The following is a 21,087-nucleotide window of genomic DNA, read 5'->3' on the forward strand; positions in this document are numbered from 1 at the left end:
AGTGCTCTGCACACACCTGTGTGCAGAGCACTACTGCGCTCAGGAGAACCGCTGCTGCAGGTGGACCGGGACCTCCTGACCGGCCGCGTCCTTGCCGATCGCCTGGCAGATCGCCTTCCGCAGCGGCAGCCAGTGCGGCCCCTCCCCCGACGGCATGCAGGTCGCGGTGAAGGCGTGCCCGTCCATCGTGCCGCCCGCCTCGACCGCCCGGCGGGTCCCGAACAGCTCGGCCGAGCCGGGAACGGTAGGTAGGTGGCGGAGGCGCCGTCCTTCTCGAGGGCGCGGTGAACGTGGCGTCGAGGGGATCCATGCCGCTCCCACCCCGGAGCGGCCGGGAGTCATCGGTGGCGGCTCAGGCCGCGTCGGCCTCGTCGATGCCGCGGATGACCTCGGCCAGCCCCGACGTGCCCAGCGGCAGCGCCTGCAGCCACGAGCGCAGCAGCGCCAGGCGGCGCTCGGCCGGCATCTGCGGTTCGGCGCCGAAGCGGGCGTCGAGGGCGGACACGGCGCCGTCCTGGGCGGTGGTCAGGGCGCACAGGTAGGCCAGCAGGTGGCCCACGAGATCCCGGGTCTCCTGCGGGTCGAGCGAGTCGACGACGGCCCAGACGCCGGCACCGTCGTCGCGGACCCGCTGCACCCAGGCGAAGACGTCCTCGGGGGTGACGCTCACGTCGCACTCCTCCCGTTGCTCGGTGGCCGTCCACTGTCGGGGTGCGGCGGCGTCGCCGGCAGGTGCCGTGCCGCGCGCAACACACCGTTCACGTCGCCCGTCCCAGACGTCGGAAGACCCCGTCCGGAGGGCGACCGGTGAGGACTTGCCCGGCGGGCCGTCCGGCTGCCACCGTTCGGGCAGCGGGGGCCCGATGCGCAGGGCAGGAGGGGCCATGACCGACGAGCCGGTCGTCGTCTACCACAAGCCGGGGTGTCCCTACTCGACGAAGCTGCGGGCGAAGATGCGGCTCACCCGGCTGCCGCACCGGTCGGTCAGCTTCGCCGACGACCCGCAGGCGGCCGCGGAGGTCCGGGCGCGGCACCCCCAGGGCTGGGAGGTCTCCCCCACCGTCGTCGTCCGCGGGCGGTACCTGACCAACCCGTCGCTGCGCGAGGTCCGCGAGGCCATGCGCTCCTGACGACCCGGTCCGTGGGGTGGGGCACCGATCAGTCCTGCGGCACGGGCCGGTCTCCCCTCGACGGCGACCCGAGGAGGCTGACGTGGACGAGTGGTCCGGCACGGAACTGCAGGCGAGGAGCGCGGTCGACCGACGGGGCGCGTCGTGAGGGTCGCGCGGGTGGCCGCCGCGGCCGGGGCGTCGTTCGTCGCCAGCTCCGCCTGGTACGCCGCATTCGGCTCGCGGCTCTCCCGGCTCGACGAGGCCTACGCCACGCCCGGCCCGTCGCCCGCGGTGGTCGCGCCGGTCGAGCTGGTCCGCACCGGCGTCGTCGCCACGGCGGTGTCGCTGCTCGCCGACCGGCTGCCCGCGTCCGGCCCGCGCGAGGCGCTCGCCCTGGGCGCCGGTCTGTGGACCGCCTTCCCGGTGGTGCTGCTGACCGGGTCGGTGGTCCACGAGAAGGTGCCCTGGGAGCAGGCGGCGATCCACGCCGGCGACTGGCTGGTCAAGCTGCTGCTGGTGTCGTCGATCGTCGGGCGCCGGCCCCGATGAGCAGCCGACGGCCTCCGTCGGTTGGCGCGCAGGTCGCGGGGTAGGGCGGTCGAACGCGGTTCAGCCGGGCCACCGGGGTCCGGCCACGAGGTGGGGAGACAGCGCCATGACACTGCCCGAACGGGAAATGGTGATCGACTGGGTCGGCAGGCCGGTCGTGGACCGCGACGGCAACGAGATCGGCACGGTGACGCACCTGCTCGCCGACGAGGACACCGGCCGGCCCGAGTGGCTGTACGCCGAGCACGCCGGCGCCACCGTCGTCGTCCCGCTCGTGGGCGCCACCGGCGACGGCGGGCGGGTGCAGGTGGCCGTCGAGCGCGGCCTGGTCGACGGCGCGCCACGCTACGGCGAGAGCCGCGAGCTGACCACCGACCAGGAGGAGGCGCTCTACCGGCACTACGGGATCCAGGCCACGACGGCGACCTCCGACACGCTGCTGCCCGCGGAGGGCGCCGAGCCGACCGCCACGACCTCCACGACCTCCACGACCGCCACGACGGCGGCCGACACGACCTCGACGGTCCCGACGCCCGCCGCGGCCCTGCCCACGGCCGACGAGGAGGCGCTGCCGCCGACTCCGCCGCCGCCCGTCGCCCAGCCCGGCGACCGCGACTTCGGCCGCGCGGACAGCACCGCGGGCGGTGGGGCCGGCGCCGGGCGGATCGCCGCCGTCGTGGCGGCGCTGCTGGGCGTCGGTGCGATCGGCTTCGCCACGGTGCGGCGCCGGCAGCAGCCGGCCGCCCGGCTCTCGCGCAGCGCGCGGCGGGCGAGGCGGAGCACCGGGCGCACCACGGCCGAGGCCGGCCGGAAGGCCGGCCGCAAGGCGAGGAAGGCCGGCCGGAAGGCGAGGAAGGCGGGCCGCCGGGCGCGCGCCGTCCCGGTCACGGGGCGGGCCCGGCTGCAGCAGGCGACGGCCGGGGTGGCACCGGCGGTGCTGAGCGCGACCCAGCAGGTGCGCGAGGCGGCCCGGGCGAGCGCCGCCGGCGTCGGTCCGGTCGTGCTGAGCGCGACCCAGCAGGTGCGGGAGGCGGCCCGGACGAGCGCCGCCGGCGTCGGGCCGGCCGTGACCACCGCCGCCCACCAGGTCCTCGACGTCACCCGCAGCAGCACGGCGGCGGCCGGGCCGGCCGCCGCGAACGTCGCGGCGCAGGTCCTCGGGGCCACCCGCAGAGGAGCCCTCGCGGCCGCTCCCCTGGTGGCGACCACGGGCGCGGCGCTGCGGCAGGTGGCCGACGAGGGCGCCGGCGTGGCGCGTCAGGCGCTCGCGGCCGGAGGTGAGCTGGCCGCCACGGCGGTGTCGCGGGCCGCCGAGGCCGGGGCCGAGCTCGGGCAGACCGGGCTGCGGGCGGCGATGCGGGCCGAGCGCGCCGTCGGGTCGGTGCCCGAGGAGGTCGCCGAGGCCGGTCACCGGTTGAAGAAGAAGGGCAAGCGACTGGTGCGGCTGACCGCGTTCGGGCTGGGCGCGAGCACGGGCTACGTGGTGGGCGCCGGCTACGGCGACTACGAGCAGATCCAGCGCGCCGCCGGCCGGGTCACCGGCCGCGTCACCGGCCAGGCCTGACCGCAGCCGGCCGGGTGCCCGCTCCGCGCGGGCACCCGGCCGGCTCGTCGGTCAGCGGCTGCCGCCGCCGATCATCGGGTCGTCGCCGTCGCCGCGCACCGTGCGCTCGACGCCCTCCGTCGATGTCGTGCTGGTGTAACCCTCGGCGTCGGACTCCGGGACGAGCACGTCGTCGCGCACCACCGCGTCCGGCGGCGGCTGGTCGACGACGGTGACCTCCTGCGGCTGGACGACGCCCTCGGGCCGCTGCTCCGGTGCGGGCGCGGGCTGGGACCGCTGCTCGCCCGACGACGACGACGTCGCCGCGGCGGCCGCGGCGGCCGCGACCCCGGCGACGGCCGCCGCCGCACCGGCGACGACCTTGCCGGACACACCTGCCTTGCCGCTGTCGCCGTGGGACTGGAAGGCGGTCTCGGTGGTCGGGGTGCCGACGTCGAGGTCCTCGTTGATCGACCCGCGCCACGCGCCACTGGCGTAGCCCTGGCTCTCGACCAGGTTCTTGAACCGCTCGAGGTCGGACCGCACCTGCCGCTCGACGATGCCGAGCTTGTCGCCGACCTGCTCGACGACGCCCTCGGGCTCGTACTCCAGCTCCAGGTACACGATCGTCGAGGTGGCCCCGGCGGGCTCGAACCGGACGGCGCCGGCGTTGGTCGCGCCCTCCGTGGCGGCCCAGGCGACCTTCTGGTCGGGCACCTGCTCGAGGACCGCGGCCTCCCACTGCCGGCGGACACCGGCGATCTCCGCGACCCAGTGCAGGCGCCGGTCGTCGAGCTGGCGGACCTCCTTCACCCCGCCCATGAAGTGGGGGAAGCCCTCGAACTGGGTCCACTGGTCGTAGGCCGTGCGCACCGGTACGTCGACCTGGATCGACTTCTCCACCTTGGTGGTCATCGCTCGCCTCCTCAGTCGCAGGACGGACGGGACGTGCGTTACCCCTGGTCGGAGTGCACAACCACCTGCCGGGCTCTCGTGCGGCGGGTGGGACGGGTGGGGCTGCCGCCTCCCGGCCCGGACCCGCCCGGCCGATGAGGGGGACATGCGCGCCAGCCACGTCGCCACCGCCCTCGCCGCCTTCACCGCCGGGGTCACCGCCGCCTCGGCCCTGCACCGCCGCGCCGGCCGCCCGGTCCCGGCTCCCGCCGTCCCCGTCGCCGCCGAGCCCGCCCCGGTCGCCGCGCCGGACGCCGTCGTCCTCCCCTTCCCCCGCCCGGCGCTGGTCGTCGAGCAGCCCGCGCGGCCGGCCGGCCCGGCCCGCTGCGGCGACAGCGGCGGGGTCACCAAGGCCGGTGCGCCGTGCGCCGCCCGGGCCACCGACGGCGGCCGCTGCCGCCACCACCGGCTGGCCGCCTGACAACGGTCGGCCCTCAGCGGTAGACAGGGGCGTGGGCGCGCGCCGGGGAGCCGAGGTGCTCGACCGGCGCGCGCTCAACCGCGCCACCCTCGCCCGCCAGCTGCTGCTGCGGCGCGACGGGCGGGACGCGTTCGACGCCGTCGACCACCTCGTCGGCCTGCAGGCGCAGGAGCCGCAGGAGCCCTACGTCGGGTTGTGGTCGCGGCTGGCCGCGTTCACGCCGGGCCCGCTCGCCGAGCTCCTGCTCGGGCGCCGGGTCGTCCGCACGCAGCTCATGCGCCGCACGCTGCACCTGGTCACCGCCGAGGACTGCCTGCACCTGCGGCCGGTGCACGGGTCGATGCTGGTCGCGCGCATGACCGGGGTGCTCGGGCGCCGACTGCCGGGTGTCGACCTCGACGAGCTGGCCGCCGCCGGGGAGCCGCTGTTCGAGCAGGAGCCGCGGCTGCTGCCGGAGGTCGGCCGGCTCCTGGCCGAGCGGTGGCCCGACCCGCTGCCCCGCGACCTCGGCGACGCGCTGTCGAGCCTGGTGCCGCTGGTGCAGACACCGCCGCGCGGGCTGTGGCGGCAGCAGGCCCCGGCCCGCAACACGACGGTGCGCGCCTGGCTGGGGCGCGACCTCGCCGACGGGCCGTACGACGACGTCCTCGACGCACTGGTGCTGCGGTACCTGCGGGCGTACGGGCCCGCGTCGAGCGCCGACCTGCGCGCCTGGTGCGGGCTCAGCGGGCTGCCGGCGGTGGTGGCCCGGCTGCGGCCGCAACTGCGGTCGCTCCGCGACGAGCGGGGGCGGGAGCTGCTCGACGTCCTCGACGCGCCGCTGCCCGACGGCGACCTCCCCGCCCCGGTGCGCTTCCTCCCGGCGTTCGACAACGCCGTCCTCGGCTACGACGACCGATCGCGGGTGATCGCCGACGAGCACCGCGGTCTCAGCGTCGCCGGGGCCCGCGTGGTGCTGGCCGACGGCTTCGTGGCGGCCACCTGGACGAGTGCCGACCGCGACGACGGCGGCGTCGCGGTGGCGGTCGCGCCGCTGCGCCCGCTCACCGCCGCGGAACGGACCGAGGTCGAGGCGGAGGGCAGCGCGCTGGCCACCTTCCTCGGCGACGGGGTCCCCGGCGCGGTCACGGTCACCTCGCCGGGCTGAGCACCACCCGCGCGGTGGCTTCCGCGCTCGCGACCGGGAGGCCAGGCTGGACGCGTGCCCAGCGAACTGCGACTGACGACGACGCTCGAGCCCCGTGGGCCGGCCGCGGCGATCGTCCTCACCGACGAGCAGGTGGCCGGCCTCGGCGCCGGCCGCACGTTCCCCGTCCGGCTCACGATCGGCCCGGTGACCGTCGAGGGTCGGCTCGCGCGGATGGGCGGCGAGAACCTCGTCGGGCTGAGCCGCGAGCGGCGCAGCGCCCTCGGCGTCGAGGCCGGTGACACCGTCGACGTGCTGATCACCGTCGACACCGCCGAGCGCACCGTGGAGGTGCCGCCCGACCTGGCCGGGGCGCTCGCGGCGGCGGGCGTGCGGGACGCCTTCGACCGGCTGGCGCCCAGCCACCGCAAGGAGCACGTGCGGTCGGTGGTCGAGGCCAAGAAGCCCGAGACCCGGGCCCGCCGGGTCACCGCCGTCGTGACCGCCGTCTCCGGCTGAGCCGCCCGGCGCCCGGTTTGACGGGAGCCGGGCGCTCGGCGATGGTCGCTCCCGGTCGTCCCGCCGCGAGATGAGGTGCCGTGGAAACCGACGTGGTCATCGAGGTCCCCAAGGGCTCGCGGAACAGGTACGAGTACGACCAGCGGCTCGGCCGGATCCGGCTGCGCCGCACCCTGTTCACCGCCACCGGCTACCCCGGCGACTACGGGTTCGTCCCGGACACCCTGGCCGAGGACGGCGACCCGATCGACGCGCTGCTGCTCCTCGGCGAGCCGACCTTCCCCGGCTGCCTGGTCCGCGCCCGGGTCATCGCCGTCTTCTGGGTCAACGACGAGCGCGGCCCCGACGCCAAGCTGTTGTGCGTGCCGGCGCACGACCCGCGGATGACACACCTGCAGGAGCTCGAGGACGTCCCCATCCACCAGATCGCCGAGATCTGGCACTTCTTCGAGATCTACGAGGCACTGGCACCGGAGAAGTCGGCGACGACCCGCGGGTGGGAGCGCCGGGCCCAGGCCATCGCGGCGCTGGAGGACGCCCAGCGCCGGTTCGCCGAGCAGGCCGGCGCCGCCGCCGGGTGACGCCGGGCCGGCCGACGTCACCCGGCCCGGCGGGTCAGGCGCGCCGCGCGGTCAGCAGCAGGTACTCCCACTCCATCGCCGTCCCGGTCCCGCGGTCGTACCGCTCGGCCAGCGCGGCGAGGTCGCGGTCGAGGGCCGCGGTCCGCTCGGGGTCACCCGCGACGTTGCGGTAGGTCGCGATCGTCGGCCCGTAGACCGACTTCCACCAGTCCCGCCAGGCCTCGGGCGTCTCCCAGCCGGCGACCGTCACGGTCTTCCGGCGCGCGACGACGTCGGTGACCCGGTCGCCCAGCAGGTCCCGCACGTGCTGCTCGTCGCCCCACAGCGGCGGCGGCTGGGCGCCGGGGGGCGGCGGGGGCGCGTAGGGCCGCATCGTGCGGAACATCTCGCCGACGAAGCCCTCCGGCGTCCAGCTGACCAGGCCGATCCGGCCGCCGGGACGGCAGACGCGCACCAGCTCGTCGGCGGCCTGCTGGTGGTGCGGCGCGAACATCACCCCGACGCAGGACAGGACGACGTCGAAGCTCGCGTCGGCGTAGGGCAGCGCCTCGGCGTCGCCCTCCTCCCAGGCCAGCTCCACGCCCTGGCGGGCCGCCGCCTCCCGTCCGGCCGCGAACAGCTCCGGCGTGAGGTCGGAGGCCACGACCTCCGCGCCGGTCAGGGCGGCGGGGATCGCGACGTTGCCGGTCCCCGCGGCGACGTCGAGCACCCGGTCGCCGCGGCCGACCCCGGCCGCGTCGACCAGGACGCGCCCCAGTTCGGGGATGAGGTCCCGGGCCACGGCGGGGTAGTCGCCCAGTGCCCACATCGCGCGGTGCCGGGTCTTCAGGGCGCGGTCGGCGGTGGTCGCGTCGACGGTGTCGGTCATCGGTCTGCTCCTCGTGGTCGTGCGGGTCGTCCCGCGCGACGACCGTCGTCCCACCGCGTTGCAGGCCGGCTGCACCCGGGATGCAGCGGTCATGCACGACCGGACGGGACCCGGCCGGCCGCGACCCGGCCGAGCGCCGCCCGCGCGTGCGCGACGGCGGCGGCCTCGACCGCCCGCACGTCGGCGGCGACCGGCACGTCCGGTCCGGGCGGGCCGAGCGGCGAGGGCTTGCCGGCGGCCAGGAGGTGGCCGTGGAGGACGGCGGCGTCCGCCGTCGCGTCGACCCGGTGCAGCAGCCGGGCGACGTAGCGCAGGTTGAGCCACTGCTGGGTGGCGTCACCGACCCGGTCCCAGTGCGCGAGGACGGCGTCCAGCGCCCGCGCGGCCACCGCCGGGTCGCCGTGCACCGCACGCGTGGCCGCCGCCTCCATCATCGCGATGCCCTGCCACCAGAAGTTGCGCACGGCCGCGGCGAGCTCCTCCGCCTGGTCGAAGAGCGCCAGCGCGCGGTCGGGGTCGGACTTCTTCAGCACCAGCCCGAGCGCGTAGCGGGCCATCGACTGCGCCGTCGGGTTGGCCGTCGCCTCCGCGACGTCGAGGCTCTCCCGCGCGGCGGCCAGCCCGCGCTCCGGACGGCGGTCGACCGCGTGGCAGACGGCGACGTAGTACAGCGTCCACACCAGCCGGATGCGGTCGCCGTCGGCGCGGGCCCGCTCGGCCTCTGCCGTGTAGTGCGCGAGCGCGGCGCCGACGTCGCCCTCGTAGAGCGCCACGTCGGCGAGCACGTCCCCGGGGTAGGCGATGCGCGCGGTGCCGGGCGGGGGTCTGCGGTCGCCGGCGAGGCGCGCCGTCCCGACGGCGTGCGGGAAGTCGCCGCGGTTCCACGCGCCGCGGGCGGCGGCGCCGACGGCGGCCGGGTATCCCGGGTGGCCGGGGTCGACCACCGGCAGCAACTGCTCGGCCCAGGCGTAGGCCTCGTACCCCACCCGCAGGTGCACCAGCTCCGGCACGGCCGTCACCAGCCGCAGCGCCAGGTCCCACTCGCGGTCGGCCGCCGCCCGGGTGAAGGCGGTGCGCAGGTCGTCGTAGACGCCGAGCGCCTCCTCCGCCCACGCCCGCTCGTCCGGACCCTGCAGTCCCCGGCCGGCCCGCTCGGCGAGCTCCACGAGGTAGACGACGTGCCGCCGGGCCAGCCCGGGCGCCTCGCCGGCGGCCTCGGTGCGCCCCCGGCCGTAGGCGCGCAGGGTCTCCAGCAGGCGGTAGCGGCTGTGCACGCCGCTGCGGGCCTCCACCATCGAGCGGTCGACGAGCCGGGTCAGCCGGTCGAGGACGTCGTCCTCGGTCGCCTCGGGGTCGACGACGCGGTGCACCGCGCGCAGGTCGGGCGCCCCAGCGAACACCGACATGCCGCGGAAGAGCCGTTGCTCCGGCTCGGGGAGCAGCCGGTAGGACCACTCGATCGCGGCCACCAGGCTCTGGTGCCGCGGCACGGGCCCGCGCCCGCCGCCCAGCAGCGGGGCGCCGTCGAGCCGGCGGGCCACCTCTGCCGGGCTCATGACCCGCATCCGGGCCGCGGCCAGCTCGATGCCCAGCGGCAGGCCGTCGAGCCGGGCGCAGATGGCCGCCACGGCGTCGGCGGCCGCGGGGTCGAGGCGGAAGTCCGGCGTCGCCGCCCGGGCCCGCTGCACGAACAGCGCGGTGGCGTCCTCCAGCGGCAGCGGCGGCACCGGCCACACCTGCTCGCCCTCGACGCCGAGCGGCTCCCGGCTGGTGGCGAGGACCACCACCCGGGGACAGTGCTGCAGGATCTCGGCGACGAGCGCGGCCGCGTGCGGCAGCACGTGCTCGCAGTTGTCCACGACCAGCAGCAGCGCGCGCCCGCGCAGGTACTCCAGGACGGTCTGCTCGATGGACAGGCCCGACCGCTGCCGGATGCCCAGGGCGGCGGAGACCGCGTCGCCCACCGGGCTGCCCTCGGGGAGAGCGGCGAGCTCGCACAGCCACACCCCGTCGGCGAACCGGGTCCGGTCCCGGGCCGCGACCTCGACCGCCAGCCGGGACTTCCCCGCTCCCCCGACGCCGGTCAGGGTCACCAGCGGCCCGGCCCGCAGCGCGGCCAGCACCCGCTCGACCTCACGCTCCCGGCCGACGAAGCCGCTCGCCCGCCGCGGGAGGTTGCCCGGCGACGGCGTCGCGGCGAGGGCGGGGTCGTGGACGAGGATCCTCCGGTACAGCTCCCGCGCCGGTGCGGCGGGCTCGACGCCCAACTCCTCGTCGAGGCGGGTCCGCAGCTCGTGGAAGGCGGCGAGCGCATCGGCCTGGCGGCCGGTGGCGTACCGCGCCCGCATGAGGGTCACCGCGGGCCGCTCCCAGGACGGGTGGGCACGCACCAGCGCCTCGAGCTCGGGCAGCGCCTCGGCCGGGCGGCCGAGCTCCACCAGCGCGTCGGCCCGGTCGGCGGCGGCGGCCGTGCGCAGCTCCGTCAGCCGCGCGACCTCGGGCGCGGCGAACTCCTCGTCGGCGAACTCGGCCAGCGCGTCGCCCCGCCACAGGCCGAGGGCCGCGTCGAGGTCGGCCAGCGCCCGCCCGTGGTCCCCCGCCGCGGCGGCGGCCCGGGCGCTGCGGACCCGCTGCTCGAACTCGGCGGCGTCCAGGGTCGCGTCCTCGAGCGACAGGCTGTACCCCGGCGGCTGGTGCCGCAGGGGCGCGGCGGTCCCGAGGACGCCGCGCAGCCGGGAGACGTAGGCGCGCAGGGCGGTCAGGGCGCCGTCGGGCGGGGTGTCCCCCCAGACGGCGGCGACCAGCCGGTCGGCGGGCACCACGTCTCCGCGGGCGACGAGCAGGACCGCCAGCAGGGTGCGCGGCTTGTGCCCGCCGACGGCGAGCGGCCCGGCACCGTCCTCGACCCGGAGCGGCCCCAGCACCGAGAAGCGGACGTGCGCTGGTGCTGTCATCGCCGCCTCGCCTGCCAGCGGGTCGCCACGGGCGCGGCCGACCCTAGCGGCGGCCCGCGGCGCAGGGCCAGCGTGATCCGCCGGGCGGCGCCCCGGTCAGCCCGCCGCGGCGGCCAGCGTCGGCAGGTTGCCCATCGCGGCGACGGCCTGCTCCCGGTAGCGGGCGAGGACGGCCTGCCGGTGCTCGTCGTCCCGGTCGACACCGGCCACGATCTTGCCGAACCCATCGAGCCGGGTGCCGCGGATCCACCGGCGCAGTTCGCGGTCCTGCGACCAGTGGAACTGGTTCCACATCGTCGTCAGCACCGCGCCCGCGTAGTCGTCGAGCGTGTGCGGGAAGGCCACCGGCCCGCAGAGCCGGTTCTTGTGCTCCTCGTCGTCGTGGTGTGCCTCGACCCAGGCGGTCAGCGCAGCGCTGAAGGCCGGCTGGGGCAGCCGCAGCATCTGCACGACGATGCGGTCGCCCTGGAAGACCGGCTGCACCGGGCGGCGCCGGACGGCCGAGGCGGTGCAGTCGACGAACAGGGTGCCGGGCGCGACGGCGACCTCGCCGTCGTCGAGGACCATCCGGCCGGCCTCCAGGGCACGCACCCGCCCGAGGCGGACCACGTCGCGGATCCGGCGCAGCACCTCCACCTCACCGGGCGCCACCGTGGCCAGGTGGAACATGCCCGGCGTGCGCTCGCGGTCGACGCGGGTCAGCGCGCCGCAGGCCTCCAGCCGCAGGAACAGGTCCTCGGTGGAGGTGGCCCTGGCGAAGGCCGCCATCTGGTCGGCCTGCCCGCCGATCACCTCGTCGAAGAACTCCGGCGCGGGCTGGGTGGTCACCCGGTTGATCAGCCAGGAGTCGCGCGGCACGACCCAGGTGATCGAGTCGGGGTCGGCACCGGCCTGGACCAGCCACACGCAGGTGTCCATCGCGGTCTTGCCGGCACCCAGCACGGTGAAGCGGGCCGGCGGCGGCGCCTGGTCGGTCCACAGGCCCGGCAGCGCGTTGGGCGGCACCACCCGCACGCCGGGTGCCACCCCGAAGGACGGCGTGTGGGTGGAGGGCACCGCCGGGCTGTTGTAGGTGGCGTCGACGACCCTGCGGCGCACCCGCACCTGCGTGACGGCGCCGGACAGCAGCGAGCGGAACCGGCCCTCCCCCTCGTACTCGCACATCGGGTGGTAGGCCACCTGTCCGCTGGGCACGAGGCGGGCGTTGACCACCCGGTCGTAGTAGCCGCTGATCTCCGGTCCCGAGGCCAGCTCGTAGAGCCCGGCGTTCAGGCCGGCGGTGTCCTTGCGCCCGCTGCCGAGCTCCATCGAGCCGACGCCGTAGAAGGCCGAGGGCTGGTGCAGCGTGACGAAGGGGTAGGCGTCGTTCCAGTGGCCGCCGGGCTTGCCGTGCCGGTCGACGATCGTGACGTGCGCGTCGGACTCCTCGACCAGCGTGTCGGCGAAGGCCAGGCCCGTGGCGCCCGCGCCGATCACGAGGTAGTCGGTGTCGATGACCGAGGGCTGCATGGCGGACACGGTATAACAGTGTCATGACACTGTCATCCGGGTCGTGGCCGGAGCCACCGGACGCCGACCGGCGCACCCGCGTGGTCGAGATCGCCGCCCGGCTGCTCGCCGAGGAGGGGCCGCACGGGCTGTCGCTGCGCCGCCTCGCCACCGCCGCGGGCGGCTCGACGCAGCTGGTCTACACGCTGTTCGGCGGCAAGCCCGGCCTCGCCGACGCCCTCTACGCCGAGGGCTTCCGCCGGCTCGGCGACGCCGTCCGCGCGGCCCTGGCGGCCGACCCGGCACCGGCCGGCGACCCGGCGCGGCTGCTCACGCTGGCGGGCGCCTACCGCCGGTTCGCCGCCGCCGAGCCGGCCTTCTTCTCGGTGATGTTCGGCCCGGTGATCCCCGGGTTCGTCCCGAGCCGGGCGACCCGGATTCTCAGCCGGGAGCGGTCGTTCGGCCAGGTCCTCGCCGTGGCGCAGGAGTGCCTCGACGCCGGGACCCTGCGCGCTCCCGGCGCGCTCGCCCTGGCCCAGGCGTGCTGGACGGCGACCCACGGCGTCGCCGCGCTCCGGCACGCCGGGCTCCTGGAGGGCAATCCCGACGACCTCGGCGACGCCCTGGTGCGGACGGTGGTGGACGCCCACCGGCCCTGAGCGATGAGCCCGGGGCCACCGCGCGGTCTCCCCTCCCGGCGGCACGGCGCCGCCGGTGAGGGAGGTGGGCGCGGTGGAGATGAAGCTGGAGCTGGTGCCGGTCCCGGTCGCCGACGTCGACCGGGCGAAGGCCTTCTACGTCGAGCGGCTCGGCTTCGTCGAGGACGTCGACGTCACGCCCGCCGAGGGCGTACGGGTGGTGCAGCTGACCCCGCCGGGCTCGGCCTGCTCGATCGGCATGGGCACCGGGCTGCCGGCCTACGACGACGTCGCGCCGGGCTCGGTCCAGGGCCTGCACCTGGTGGTCGCCGACATCGAGCGCGCCCGGGCCGACCTCGTGGCCCGCGGCACGGACGTCGGCGAGGTGGTCGACGTCGGGGGCGGGGTCAGGTACGCGTGGATCACCGACCCCGACGGCAACACCCTGACCCTGCAGGAGATGGCCTGGCGGACCGGCGACTCCTACTGAGGACGCGTGTGGCCGGGACCCCGGGCGGGGTCCCGGCCACACGGCCGGTCGGGTCAGGTCACGGCGTGCCGGCGCGCTCGCCCTCGTCGACGGGGATCTCGTCGATGACCACGTCCTCGTCGGGCCGGCCCGGCGAGGTGCCCTGCGGCGCCGGACGGGTCGGGGCCACCTGGCCGTCGGGGTAGGCCAGGGCCTTCCCGAACAGGGTCAGGTAGGCGATCCGGTAGACGTCGACGTTGTCGAAGCGGTCGGCGAGCCGCTCGTCGACGACGTCGGCGGCCAGTCCGTCGGCCCGGGTGACCACCCCGCCGGTCAGGTCGGCCGTGCTGGCCCAGGCGACGCCGAAGGCGAGCTCCTGGCCGAACTGGTCGGGCTCGGTGACGAACGGCGCGGTCCCCCGGCCGTAGCGCCCGTCCAGCTCGTTCTGCGGGGCCTCGGGCTCCTCGACGCCCACCGACTCGCTGCCGGGGTTGACGTCGACCGACCCGACGGCGTCCGGGACCTCCTCGTCGACGTTGTACGCGGAGGCCTGGATGCCGCCCGCCGTGCCGTCGGCCGCGGTGAGGACCGTGGTCGCCGGGTCCCGGTCGAGGAACTCCTGGGCGACGCCGATCACCTCGTCGGCCCAGCGGGCCTCGACCAGGGTGCCGATCGCGTTGTCGGCGTTGGCCATGTTGTCGGTGCCCTCGACCTCCCACACCGTGGCGAAGGACCGGCCGGCCTCCTCGCTGTGCGCCTCGAGGACGGTGGTGGCCAGCGCCGCCATCTCCGGCGCCGTCGGCGGCCGGTACCCCGGCGTGCCGGGCTCGGAGCCGTAGAGGACCAGGTTGGTCTCCTTGGCGTCCTCCGGGACGCTGGGGTCGACCAGCCCGGCGTCGACCAGCTCCTCCTCGGAGACGGCGTTGAAGACGTCCTGGCTGGCGAACAGCGCCAGGACCTTCAGGTCGGCCGGGTCGGCGTCCCCGGACTCGACGGCCTCGGCCAGCGCCTCGAACTCCGCGCGGGTCCGGACCACCGTGTAGCCCTCGTCGACGGCGGCCCGGGCCAGGTTGAGGCCGTCGGTGCGCAGCCCGCCGGTGGCCGAGGGGCCGTCGTCGTCGAGGGTGTCGCCGGGAGCGCGGTGCACCACGCAGGTCGTCGGGATCGTGGCGACCGGGTCGCCGTCGCCGGCCAGGGCCGCGTCGATCTCCTCCTGCGAGCAGACCGGCGTGCCCTCGGGGAAGAACAGGTCCTCGCCGCCGCCCATGACCACCACGGGGTCCTGGTCGGCGTCGTCGAAGCCGGGCCGGCCCTGGACGAGCTGGCGGGCGATCTCCAGCGCGGAGGCGTCGGTCCGCTCGGTCACCTCGGTGAGGAACGCGGCCGTGCCGGGCTCGGCGACGTCGCCGTCGTTGACCACGCCGATCGGGTGCCCGGCGTTGCCGGCCTCGCGCAGCCAGCTCCCGGCGTACCCGGACAGGGCGTTGACCGTCCGCGGCTCCTCGGCGTCCCCGCCGAGCACGTCCTCGGCGCCGGAGTCGGTGCCGAAGGAGTCCGGCGCGTCCACCTTGAACCCGAAGGCGTGCGTGGTCGCGCCGCCGTTCGAGGAGGTGGTGAGGATGTCCGACGCGTGCCCGCGGTAGGGCACCGCCGCGGGCAGCCGGTCCCAGTTGCTCGTGGCGTCCGGGCCGTACCAGTAGGCGCGGGCCACTTCCCACAGGGCGGCGTCGGCGCCGTCCGGGTGGATGAAGATCATGTTGCCGGTCCCGTCCGACGGCCCGCGGCCGTCCGTGGCGTTCGCCCCGGACGGTGCGACGACGGCCGCACCGACGACGGGCAGGGCGAGAGCCGCCGCCCAGTGCCTTCTGCGCATGCGAGAGGTCCTCCGTTGCTCGGCCGGCGGCGGCTGCCACCGGTCCCGCGGGACCCTCCGTCAGCGAGCGGCACGGCAGGTGTCGGGAGAGGCCATCCAGACGGCGTCCGGGTGAACACGGGGTGCGCCTGCCGCGTCGTCACGGAGCACCACCGGTGCCTGACCGTGCGTCAGCCCGCCCGTCCCGGTCCTCCGCCGCCCGGCCGCGTCAGGGCCCGGGTGAACCGGGCGGGACGGCAACCCCGCAGGTCGGCCTCGTCGACGGCGGTCACGATCTCCGCAGCTGCCAGTCGGCCGACGACGGGAGCGAGCGTCACCGCGGAGTGCATCACCGCCAGGTACAGCCCCCCGGCGCCGGGGAGGGGACCGACGACCGGTTCCCCGTCGGCCGGCATCGGGCGCCACCCGATCCGCACGCTCAGCACACGCACGCCGTCGGCACCGGAGAACGCCGAGGCGACGCGGTCCAGCGTGCGCCGTCCGACCCGGGCCAGGTCCGCGTGCGTGACCTCGCCGTCGTACCCGACGGCGGCGAGGAGCGTCCCGTCGGCGGCGTGACGGACCTCCACCTCCGGGGCGGCCACCAGGGTCCGGACCACGGCCCGCGGGGCGGTGAACCGCACCAGCAGGGCCGGGGAGGGGGTCACCGGCACGTCGGCCCCCAGCGGCGCGCACAGCACCGGGACGTCCGCCCCGGTGGCCAGGACGACCGTGTCGGCCGGCAGGGCACCGGCCGAGGTGTCGACGCCGACCACCCGTCCGGACGCCCTGCGCACCGCGGTGACCGCCGTGCCCACGCGGACCTCGGCCCCACGTCCCCGAGCCGCCTGCAGGAGCGCCTCGGTGACGGCGACGGGGTCCACGGCGCCGTCACCGGGGACGTGCACCGCCCGGGCGGGTGGCCGGCGCAGACCGGGCTCGATCCCGGCCACCTCGGCGGCGGTCACCAGCCTCTGCTCTGCAGGATCGGGGAGTGCGGCGTCCGCGGCCGTGGTCCCCGACCACGACAGCGAACCGGTCCACCGGACGCGGACACCGGGGACCTCGGCCTCGAGCCGGCGGTACTCCCGCGTGGCAGCCCGCCGCAGGGCCGCTGCCGGTCCCGCTCCGATCCCTGACGCACCGATCCACGCGAACGACTCCGCCGTCGCGCCGGACCCGGGCAGCGCCTTGTCCACGACGGTCACCGCGGCTCCCAGGCGGGCGGCGGAGAAGGCCACCGAGGCGCCGACGATCCCGGCACCCACCACGATCACGTCGGGCATCCGCGGACCTCCTCCGCGTCGGGTACCCCGCGCGGGGACCCACCACGTCGCCCCTCCGTCCGCGAAGTACCCGCTCCAGGCCGTTTGCGGACAGTCCTGTCGCGATACCTCTACGGGCAGGCCGTTCCGACTCGGCGACCCCGAGGACGACGGTCCGCAGGCCGGGGCGACCGCGGGCGTCCACGTCGACACGACGACGACAGCCGCGGGAGCCGACTCGAGACGACTGGAGACTCGCGATGGGCAAGCTGTCAATGGCACTCGGCCTCGGTGTCGGGTACGTGCTCGGCACGCGCGCCGGGCGGGAGCGCTACGAGCAGATCGCACAGGCCGCGACCCGGTTCATGGGCCGGCCGGAGGTCCAGCAGACGCTGGAGAAGGCCAGGGACGCCGCTCCGCCGCAGCTGCAGAGCAGCATCGACAAGTTGACCGGACAGGCCTCCGGCGGCCAGGGCTCGGGTGGGCAGAGCTCGGGTACCCAGGGCGCCGGAAGCCAGGGCGCCGGGAGCCGGGGCACCGACGTCGGGACGGTCGGCACCGGGACCACCGTCGATCCGGTCGTCCCCCTCGAGGCCGACGTCGTGGTGCCGCCCTCCCCGCCGGTGGGCGGCGCGGGTGACCCCGGGCTGACCGACCCCACGCTGCCGGACCCGCTGGTCCCGCCGGCCAAGTCGGACGGCTCCCCCGGCCGCCCCTGACCGCCGTTCCGCCGGTGCGGGTGGGCGAGGCCCCGCCCGCACCGGCGCACCGTCACGCCGGCCGGCGCCGGACGGCCCACCAGCCGTACGCGCCGGTCCCGACGACCACGGTGAGCATCGCCGCGTAGGCCCACTGCACCGGGTCGCCCCGCATCTCATCCTGGTACCGGAGCAGGACCGCCCACTGGAAGGCGCCGAAGGCCACGTACGCGATGGCCGGGACCCGCAGCCGGCGGAGGTCCCCTTCCCGGATCACCAGTCCGGCGCCGAGTCCCAGCGCGATCAGCCAGGCACCCAGCACCTGGGCGCTGAGCGGGGTCACGGGCCAGGGCCAGAACTCCGCCATCGGCTCGGTCCCGTGGTGGACGGTCGTGCCGAGAGCGAAGAGGACCGCGCCGACGGTGCCGAGCACCAGGCCCTGCGCGGCGAGCACCCCGCGCAGCCAGGCCGGCATCGGGCTGCGGACGGGGCCGGGTCCTCGGCGCCCCAGCTGCCGGACCAGGACGGCGAGGCCGCACACCGGCACCGTCAGGTACACCGCCACCCAGACCCAGGCCGCCGCCCGCGCCACGGGGTCCGCGGCGGTGAGGTGCAGCTTGTGCGCGTGCCAGTACGTCGCCGCGAGGGTCAGGACCGTGAACGCGGTGACCGTCGCCACCGCGACGCGGACCCGCTCCCACGAGCGCTGGCGCAGGGACAGCACCGACAGGACGAAGCCGGCGGCGTACGCGCCGCCCAGGAAGGCGACGGTCGGCTGCTGCTGGATGGTCCACGCCCAGTGCTGCTCGGTCTCGTCGCCGTGGACCAGCAGCTGGTGGGTCGCCAGCGCGGTGAGGAGGGCGAAGGCGGCCAGCAGGAGCTGGGGACCGGCCCCGAGGGAGCCCTCCCCCGGCGTGGGGCGACCGCCCTGCTCGTGCAGCACGCGCTCGGCGTCGATCGGTCGCACGGTGCCGGTCATCTGTCCGGTCCGTGTCGAAGTGCGGAGGTCCGTCTCATGCGACGACGGTGCGCCCGGACCGTTGCAGGCCCGCTGCAATCCGGCTGGAGCGTCGCGCAACCCGGCTGTCACACCCGGAGCGCGGCCGGTGTCTCCATCTCGTAGCCACCGACGACTGGAGGAGACATGGCCAGCACCACGCGGGTCCCCCCGACCGAGATCACCGGCCTGTACGGGAGCCTGCTCAAGACGTTCAGCCGCAGGCTGTTCGGCCAGGTGCCGGAGGGCGCCGCGGTGATGTGGCACCACCCGGCCGTGCTCAAGGACTCGATGTCCTTCGGGCGCAGGGTCGACTCGTGGGACCGGCTGGACCCGCACCTGGCGACGTTCGCGGCGATGGCCACCGCCGGCGTCGTCGGCTGCGGCTTCTGCCTCGACCTGCACTACTTCCTGACCCACGACCGCGGCCTCGACGAGGCCAAGGCGCGGGAGGTGCCGCGTTGGCGCGAGTCCACCGTCTTCACCCCGCTCGAGCGGCGGGTGATGGAGTACGCGGAGGCCATGAGCCAGACCCCACCGGCCGTGACCGACGAGATGTCGGCCGCCCTGCTGGACGAGCTGGGGCCCGCTGCGCTGGTGGAGCTGACCGCCAGGATCGGCTTCATGAACTCCAGCGCGCGCGGCAACGTGGCACTCGGCATCCGGTCACAGGAGTTCTCGGCGTCCTGCGGCCTGCCGCCCCTGGCCGCCCCGGCGGCGGACGGCGTGGCGCCGGCGTGACCCAGGACCCGTTCGTCGCCCACCGCGGCCTGCTGTTCACCGTCGCCTACGAGATGCTCGGGTCGGCCGCCGACGCCGACGACGTCGTGCAGGAGACGTGGCTGCGGTGGGCGGAGGCCGACCGGGCCGCGGTGCGCGACCCGCGGGCGTACCTGGTGCGGATCGTCACCCGCCAGGCGCTCAACCGGCTGCGCACCGTGGCCCGCCGGCGGGAGGACTACGTCGGCGAGTGGCTGCCCGAGCCGCTGCTGACCGCTCCGGACGTCGCCGAGGACGTCGAGCTGGCGGAGAGCGTGTCGATCGCCATGCTCACCGTGCTCGAGACGCTCGGGCCGGTCGAGCGCGCGGTCCTGGTGCTGCACGAGGTGTTCGCCGTGCCCTACGACGAGATCGCCGTGGCGGTGGGCAGGTCGGCCGCCGCGGTGCGGCAGATCGCCCACCGGGCGCGCGAGCACGTGGCCGCGCGCCGCCCGCGGATGGAGGTGAGCCGCGCCGAGCAGCAGCAGGTCGTGGACCGGTTCCTCGCGGCGCTGACCGGGGGCGACGTCCAGGGGCTGCTGGACGTGCTGGCACCCGACGTCGTGGCCGTCGCCGACAGCGGCGGCCTCGCGCCCGCGGCCCGGCGCCCGATCGCGGGCCGGCAGCGGGTGGCCGCGGCCCTGTCCCACTTCGCGCGGCTGGTGCCTCCCGTGGAGATCACCACCCCGCTGGTCAACGGGGCGGTCGCCGCCCGGATCGACCCGGGCGGCGAGTTCGACACGGCGATCACCTTCGTCGTCGACGACGGCCGGATCACGCGCATGTACGCGATGCGCAACCCGCACAAGCTCGGCCGGCTGGACGAGGTCGCCGACCTGCGGCGATGAGGCCCCTCGGCCGTCCCCTTCCACGATCGGGTCCCGGTCCGTGCGACGCTCGCACGGACATCCCGTGCGCCCGGGACGCACCCGTCCGGATCGGGGAGGGACATGGCGTTCATCCTCGGGGTCTTCGACCTGCTCGCGTACGCGATACCCGGCTCGCTCTACCTGACGACGTTCGCGTACGTGGCTCACCGCGCCGGCTGGATCGACGTCCCGAGCCTGCTCGGCGTCCCGTCGGTGCTGCTGCTCGTCGGCGTGGCCGTGCTGGCCTTCCTGGTCGGGGTGGCGTCCTCGCCCCTCGGGAGCTGGATCGACCGGCTCAACCCCTCCGGCTCGATCGGCCTGCCCCAGGGAGCCAGGGAGGAGTTCCTCCGGCGCAATCCCGTGGCGGCCTCGCGGAGGTTCCTGCACCTGGACCCGTTCACCCTCCTCGCCGCACTCGAGGCGGACGACAGCGAGGCCGCCGCAGAGGTCTCCCGGTTGCGGGCCACCGGCCAGATGCTCAGCCGCTCGGTGCCCGCCCTCGTGCTGGGCGCCGTGACGGCGTGCGTGGAGATCGCCACCGGCGAACTGCGGCTGTTCGCCGGGCTGACCGCCCTCGTCCTGGCACTGGTCGCGGCAGGGTGCCTGTACCAGTCCGCGGTCTTCCGCCGGTGGGCGGTCGTGCGGACGTACGAGTTGTCCTACTGGAACGACACGCTGGACGCGGGGCTCCCCGACAGGGAGCAGGACTCCGCCTCCTGATCGGGGCGCTCGGTCAGCCGTCGAAGCGGACCGGACGGCGCATCATCCGCTCCGCGTGAGGCACGTGCCCTCGGCGGCGACCAGGCTGGTGCGCCGGGCGGGACGGTCCTGCCGGGGAGGGAGCGGTGCCATGACCAGTGCCTTCCAGAGCCGACCGGAGGCCAACTGGCAGGCCGAGGCCCACGTCGGCGCCTACGGCTACGCCGAACGGCCCACCGGCTGGGCGGCGTGGATCATCTTCGCGGGCGTCCTGCTGGTGCTGAACGGCCTCTTCGCGGTGATGGAGGGCATCACCGCCCTGGTCAACGAGGACTTCTACGTGGTGCGACCGGAGGCGTTGCTCGTCGACGCGGACTACGCCGTCTGGGGCTGGGTGCACCTCGTCCTGGGCGTGGTGGGCATCGCCGTCGGCGCGGCTCTGATGCGCGGGAACCGCCTGGCGCGCGTGGTGGCGGTGGTGCTGGCCGCGGTCAGCGCGCTCGTGCACCTGGTCTTCCTGCCGGCCTACCCGTTCTGGTCGGCCATGGTGATCGCGTTCGACGTCCTCGTGATCTACGCCGTCACCGTGCACGGGGAGGAGGTCGCCTCGACCTGAGGCGGCGTGCCCCCGACACGTCGCCGCCCCGCCCCGGGGGTTTCACGACCAGGGCGGGGCGGGCTCGGGCCCCGTGGTACCACCGGTGCGCGCTCCCCAAACACCCGACC

23 protein-coding genes are annotated in these 21,087 nt (G+C 76.1%); 14 read left to right on the top strand and 9 right to left on the bottom strand.

The window, feature by feature from the left end; all coding sequences use genetic code 11:
• Window positions 1-39: 39 nt before the first annotated feature.
• A complete protein-coding gene (locus tag ACI79O_RS22010) occupies window positions 40-186 on the bottom strand; it encodes a DUF1905 domain-containing protein (RefSeq protein ID WP_456915207.1) in 147 nt (48 codons plus the stop codon).
• Window positions 187-352: 166 nt separating this feature from the next.
• Entirely contained in the window at window positions 353-670 is a 318-nt protein-coding gene (locus tag ACI79O_RS22015) for a hypothetical protein (RefSeq protein ID WP_456915208.1), read from the bottom strand.
• A 214-nt stretch (window positions 671-884) separates the two neighbouring features.
• On the opposite strand from ACI79O_RS22015, the gene ACI79O_RS22020 reads away from it, so the two are divergent.
• The 3 genes from ACI79O_RS22020 to ACI79O_RS22030 all read left to right on the top strand — a co-directional run bounded on the left by ACI79O_RS22020 (window position 885) and on the right by ACI79O_RS22030 (window position 3,225).
• Entirely contained in the window at window positions 885-1,130 is a 246-nt protein-coding gene (locus ACI79O_RS22020; RefSeq protein ID WP_456892084.1) for a glutaredoxin family protein, read from the top strand.
• A gap of 144 nt (window positions 1,131-1,274) precedes the next feature.
• Window positions 1,275-1,661, top strand: a complete 387-nt coding sequence (locus ACI79O_RS22025) for a DUF1761 domain-containing protein (protein WP_456915209.1) — start codon at window positions 1,275-1,277, stop codon at window positions 1,659-1,661.
• A 106-nt stretch (window positions 1,662-1,767) separates the two neighbouring features.
• A complete protein-coding gene (locus ACI79O_RS22030; RefSeq protein ID WP_456915210.1) occupies window positions 1,768-3,225 on the top strand; it encodes a PRC-barrel domain-containing protein in 1,458 nt (485 codons plus the stop codon).
• A 51-nt stretch (window positions 3,226-3,276) separates the two neighbouring features.
• On the opposite strand, the gene ACI79O_RS22035 is transcribed toward ACI79O_RS22030, so the two are convergent.
• Complete coding sequence (locus ACI79O_RS22035; protein ID WP_456915211.1) at window positions 3,277-4,119, bottom strand: SRPBCC family protein; 843 nt, start codon at window positions 4,117-4,119, stop codon at window positions 3,277-3,279.
• 145 nt (window positions 4,120-4,264) lie between these two features.
• Here ACI79O_RS22035 and ACI79O_RS22040 point away from each other — a divergent pair, with 145 nt between their 5' ends.
• The 4 genes from ACI79O_RS22040 (at window position 4,265) to ACI79O_RS22055 (ending at window position 6,805) form a co-directional block, all read left to right on the top strand.
• Complete coding sequence (locus tag ACI79O_RS22040) at window positions 4,265-4,579, top strand: hypothetical protein (RefSeq protein WP_456892076.1); 315 nt, start codon at window positions 4,265-4,267, stop codon at window positions 4,577-4,579.
• Window positions 4,580-4,634: 55 nt separating this feature from the next.
• Complete coding sequence (locus ACI79O_RS22045) at window positions 4,635-5,726, top strand: winged helix DNA-binding domain-containing protein (RefSeq protein WP_456915212.1); 1,092 nt, start codon at window positions 4,635-4,637, stop codon at window positions 5,724-5,726.
• Window positions 5,727-5,780: 54 nt separating this feature from the next.
• Entirely contained in the window at window positions 5,781-6,224 is a 444-nt protein-coding gene (locus ACI79O_RS22050) for a YdeI/OmpD-associated family protein (RefSeq protein WP_456892072.1), read from the top strand.
• Window positions 6,225-6,304: 80 nt separating this feature from the next.
• Window positions 6,305-6,805 carry an inorganic diphosphatase gene (locus ACI79O_RS22055; protein WP_456876168.1) on the top strand — a complete coding sequence of 167 codons (501 nt, stop codon included), beginning with the start codon at window positions 6,305-6,307 and terminating at the stop codon, window positions 6,803-6,805.
• A 34-nt stretch (window positions 6,806-6,839) separates the two neighbouring features.
• On the opposite strand, the gene ACI79O_RS22060 is transcribed toward ACI79O_RS22055, so the two are convergent.
• The 3 genes from ACI79O_RS22060 to ACI79O_RS22070 all read right to left on the bottom strand — a co-directional run bounded on the left by ACI79O_RS22060 (window position 6,840) and on the right by ACI79O_RS22070 (window position 12,136).
• Window positions 6,840-7,673, bottom strand: coding sequence for a class I SAM-dependent methyltransferase (locus ACI79O_RS22060; RefSeq protein WP_456892070.1), 834 nt, complete (start codon window positions 7,671-7,673; stop codon window positions 6,840-6,842).
• An 89-nt stretch (window positions 7,674-7,762) separates the two neighbouring features.
• Window positions 7,763-10,627, bottom strand: coding sequence for a BTAD domain-containing putative transcriptional regulator (locus tag ACI79O_RS22065; RefSeq protein ID WP_456915213.1), 2,865 nt, complete (start codon window positions 10,625-10,627; stop codon window positions 7,763-7,765).
• Between the two features lie 96 nt (window positions 10,628-10,723).
• On the bottom strand, window positions 10,724-12,136 hold the full coding sequence (locus tag ACI79O_RS22070; RefSeq protein WP_456915214.1) for an NAD(P)-binding protein: 1,413 nt from the start codon (window positions 12,134-12,136) through the stop codon (window positions 10,724-10,726).
• 23 nt (window positions 12,137-12,159) lie between these two features.
• On the opposite strand from ACI79O_RS22070, the gene ACI79O_RS22075 reads away from it, so the two are divergent.
• Window positions 12,160-12,774 carry a TetR/AcrR family transcriptional regulator gene (locus tag ACI79O_RS22075; RefSeq protein ID WP_456915215.1) on the top strand — a complete coding sequence of 205 codons (615 nt, stop codon included), beginning with the start codon at window positions 12,160-12,162 and terminating at the stop codon, window positions 12,772-12,774.
• A 79-nt stretch (window positions 12,775-12,853) separates the two neighbouring features.
• A complete protein-coding gene (locus ACI79O_RS22080) occupies window positions 12,854-13,243 on the top strand; it encodes a VOC family protein (RefSeq protein WP_456915224.1) in 390 nt (129 codons plus the stop codon).
• A gap of 58 nt (window positions 13,244-13,301) precedes the next feature.
• On the opposite strand, the gene ACI79O_RS22085 is transcribed toward ACI79O_RS22080, so the two are convergent.
• On the bottom strand, window positions 13,302-15,095 hold the full coding sequence (locus tag ACI79O_RS22085) for an alkaline phosphatase (RefSeq protein WP_456892062.1): 1,794 nt from the start codon (window positions 15,093-15,095) through the stop codon (window positions 13,302-13,304).
• Between the two features lie 170 nt (window positions 15,096-15,265).
• Window positions 15,266-16,360 carry an NAD(P)/FAD-dependent oxidoreductase gene (locus ACI79O_RS22090; RefSeq protein ID WP_456915216.1) on the bottom strand — a complete coding sequence of 365 codons (1,095 nt, stop codon included), beginning with the start codon at window positions 16,358-16,360 and terminating at the stop codon, window positions 15,266-15,268.
• Between the two features lie 239 nt (window positions 16,361-16,599).
• Here ACI79O_RS22090 and ACI79O_RS22095 point away from each other — a divergent pair, with 239 nt between their 5' ends.
• Window positions 16,600-17,058, top strand: coding sequence for a hypothetical protein (locus ACI79O_RS22095; protein ID WP_456915217.1), 459 nt, complete (start codon window positions 16,600-16,602; stop codon window positions 17,056-17,058).
• Between the two features lie 52 nt (window positions 17,059-17,110).
• On the opposite strand, the gene ACI79O_RS22100 is transcribed toward ACI79O_RS22095, so the two are convergent.
• On the bottom strand, window positions 17,111-18,016 hold the full coding sequence (locus ACI79O_RS22100) for a hypothetical protein (RefSeq protein ID WP_456915218.1): 906 nt from the start codon (window positions 18,014-18,016) through the stop codon (window positions 17,111-17,113).
• A gap of 165 nt (window positions 18,017-18,181) precedes the next feature.
• On the opposite strand from ACI79O_RS22100, the gene ACI79O_RS22105 reads away from it, so the two are divergent.
• From ACI79O_RS22105 to ACI79O_RS22120, 4 genes are all read left to right on the top strand, one after another.
• Window positions 18,182-18,775 carry a carboxymuconolactone decarboxylase family protein gene (locus ACI79O_RS22105; RefSeq protein ID WP_456892054.1) on the top strand — a complete coding sequence of 198 codons (594 nt, stop codon included), beginning with the start codon at window positions 18,182-18,184 and terminating at the stop codon, window positions 18,773-18,775.
• Window positions 18,772-19,641, top strand: coding sequence for an RNA polymerase sigma-70 factor (locus ACI79O_RS22110; RefSeq protein WP_456876178.1), 870 nt, complete (start codon window positions 18,772-18,774; stop codon window positions 19,639-19,641). The genes ACI79O_RS22105 and ACI79O_RS22110 overlap by 4 nt, the downstream gene beginning before the upstream one ends.
• A gap of 102 nt (window positions 19,642-19,743) precedes the next feature.
• Window positions 19,744-20,382 carry a hypothetical protein gene (locus ACI79O_RS22115; protein WP_456892052.1) on the top strand — a complete coding sequence of 213 codons (639 nt, stop codon included), beginning with the start codon at window positions 19,744-19,746 and terminating at the stop codon, window positions 20,380-20,382.
• A 130-nt stretch (window positions 20,383-20,512) separates the two neighbouring features.
• Window positions 20,513-20,977, top strand: coding sequence for a DUF7144 family membrane protein (locus ACI79O_RS22120; RefSeq protein WP_456915219.1), 465 nt, complete (start codon window positions 20,513-20,515; stop codon window positions 20,975-20,977).
• The last annotated feature ends 110 nt before the right edge of the window (window positions 20,978-21,087 follow it).

The organism is Geodermatophilus sp. SYSU D00696 (genome assembly GCF_054050235.1).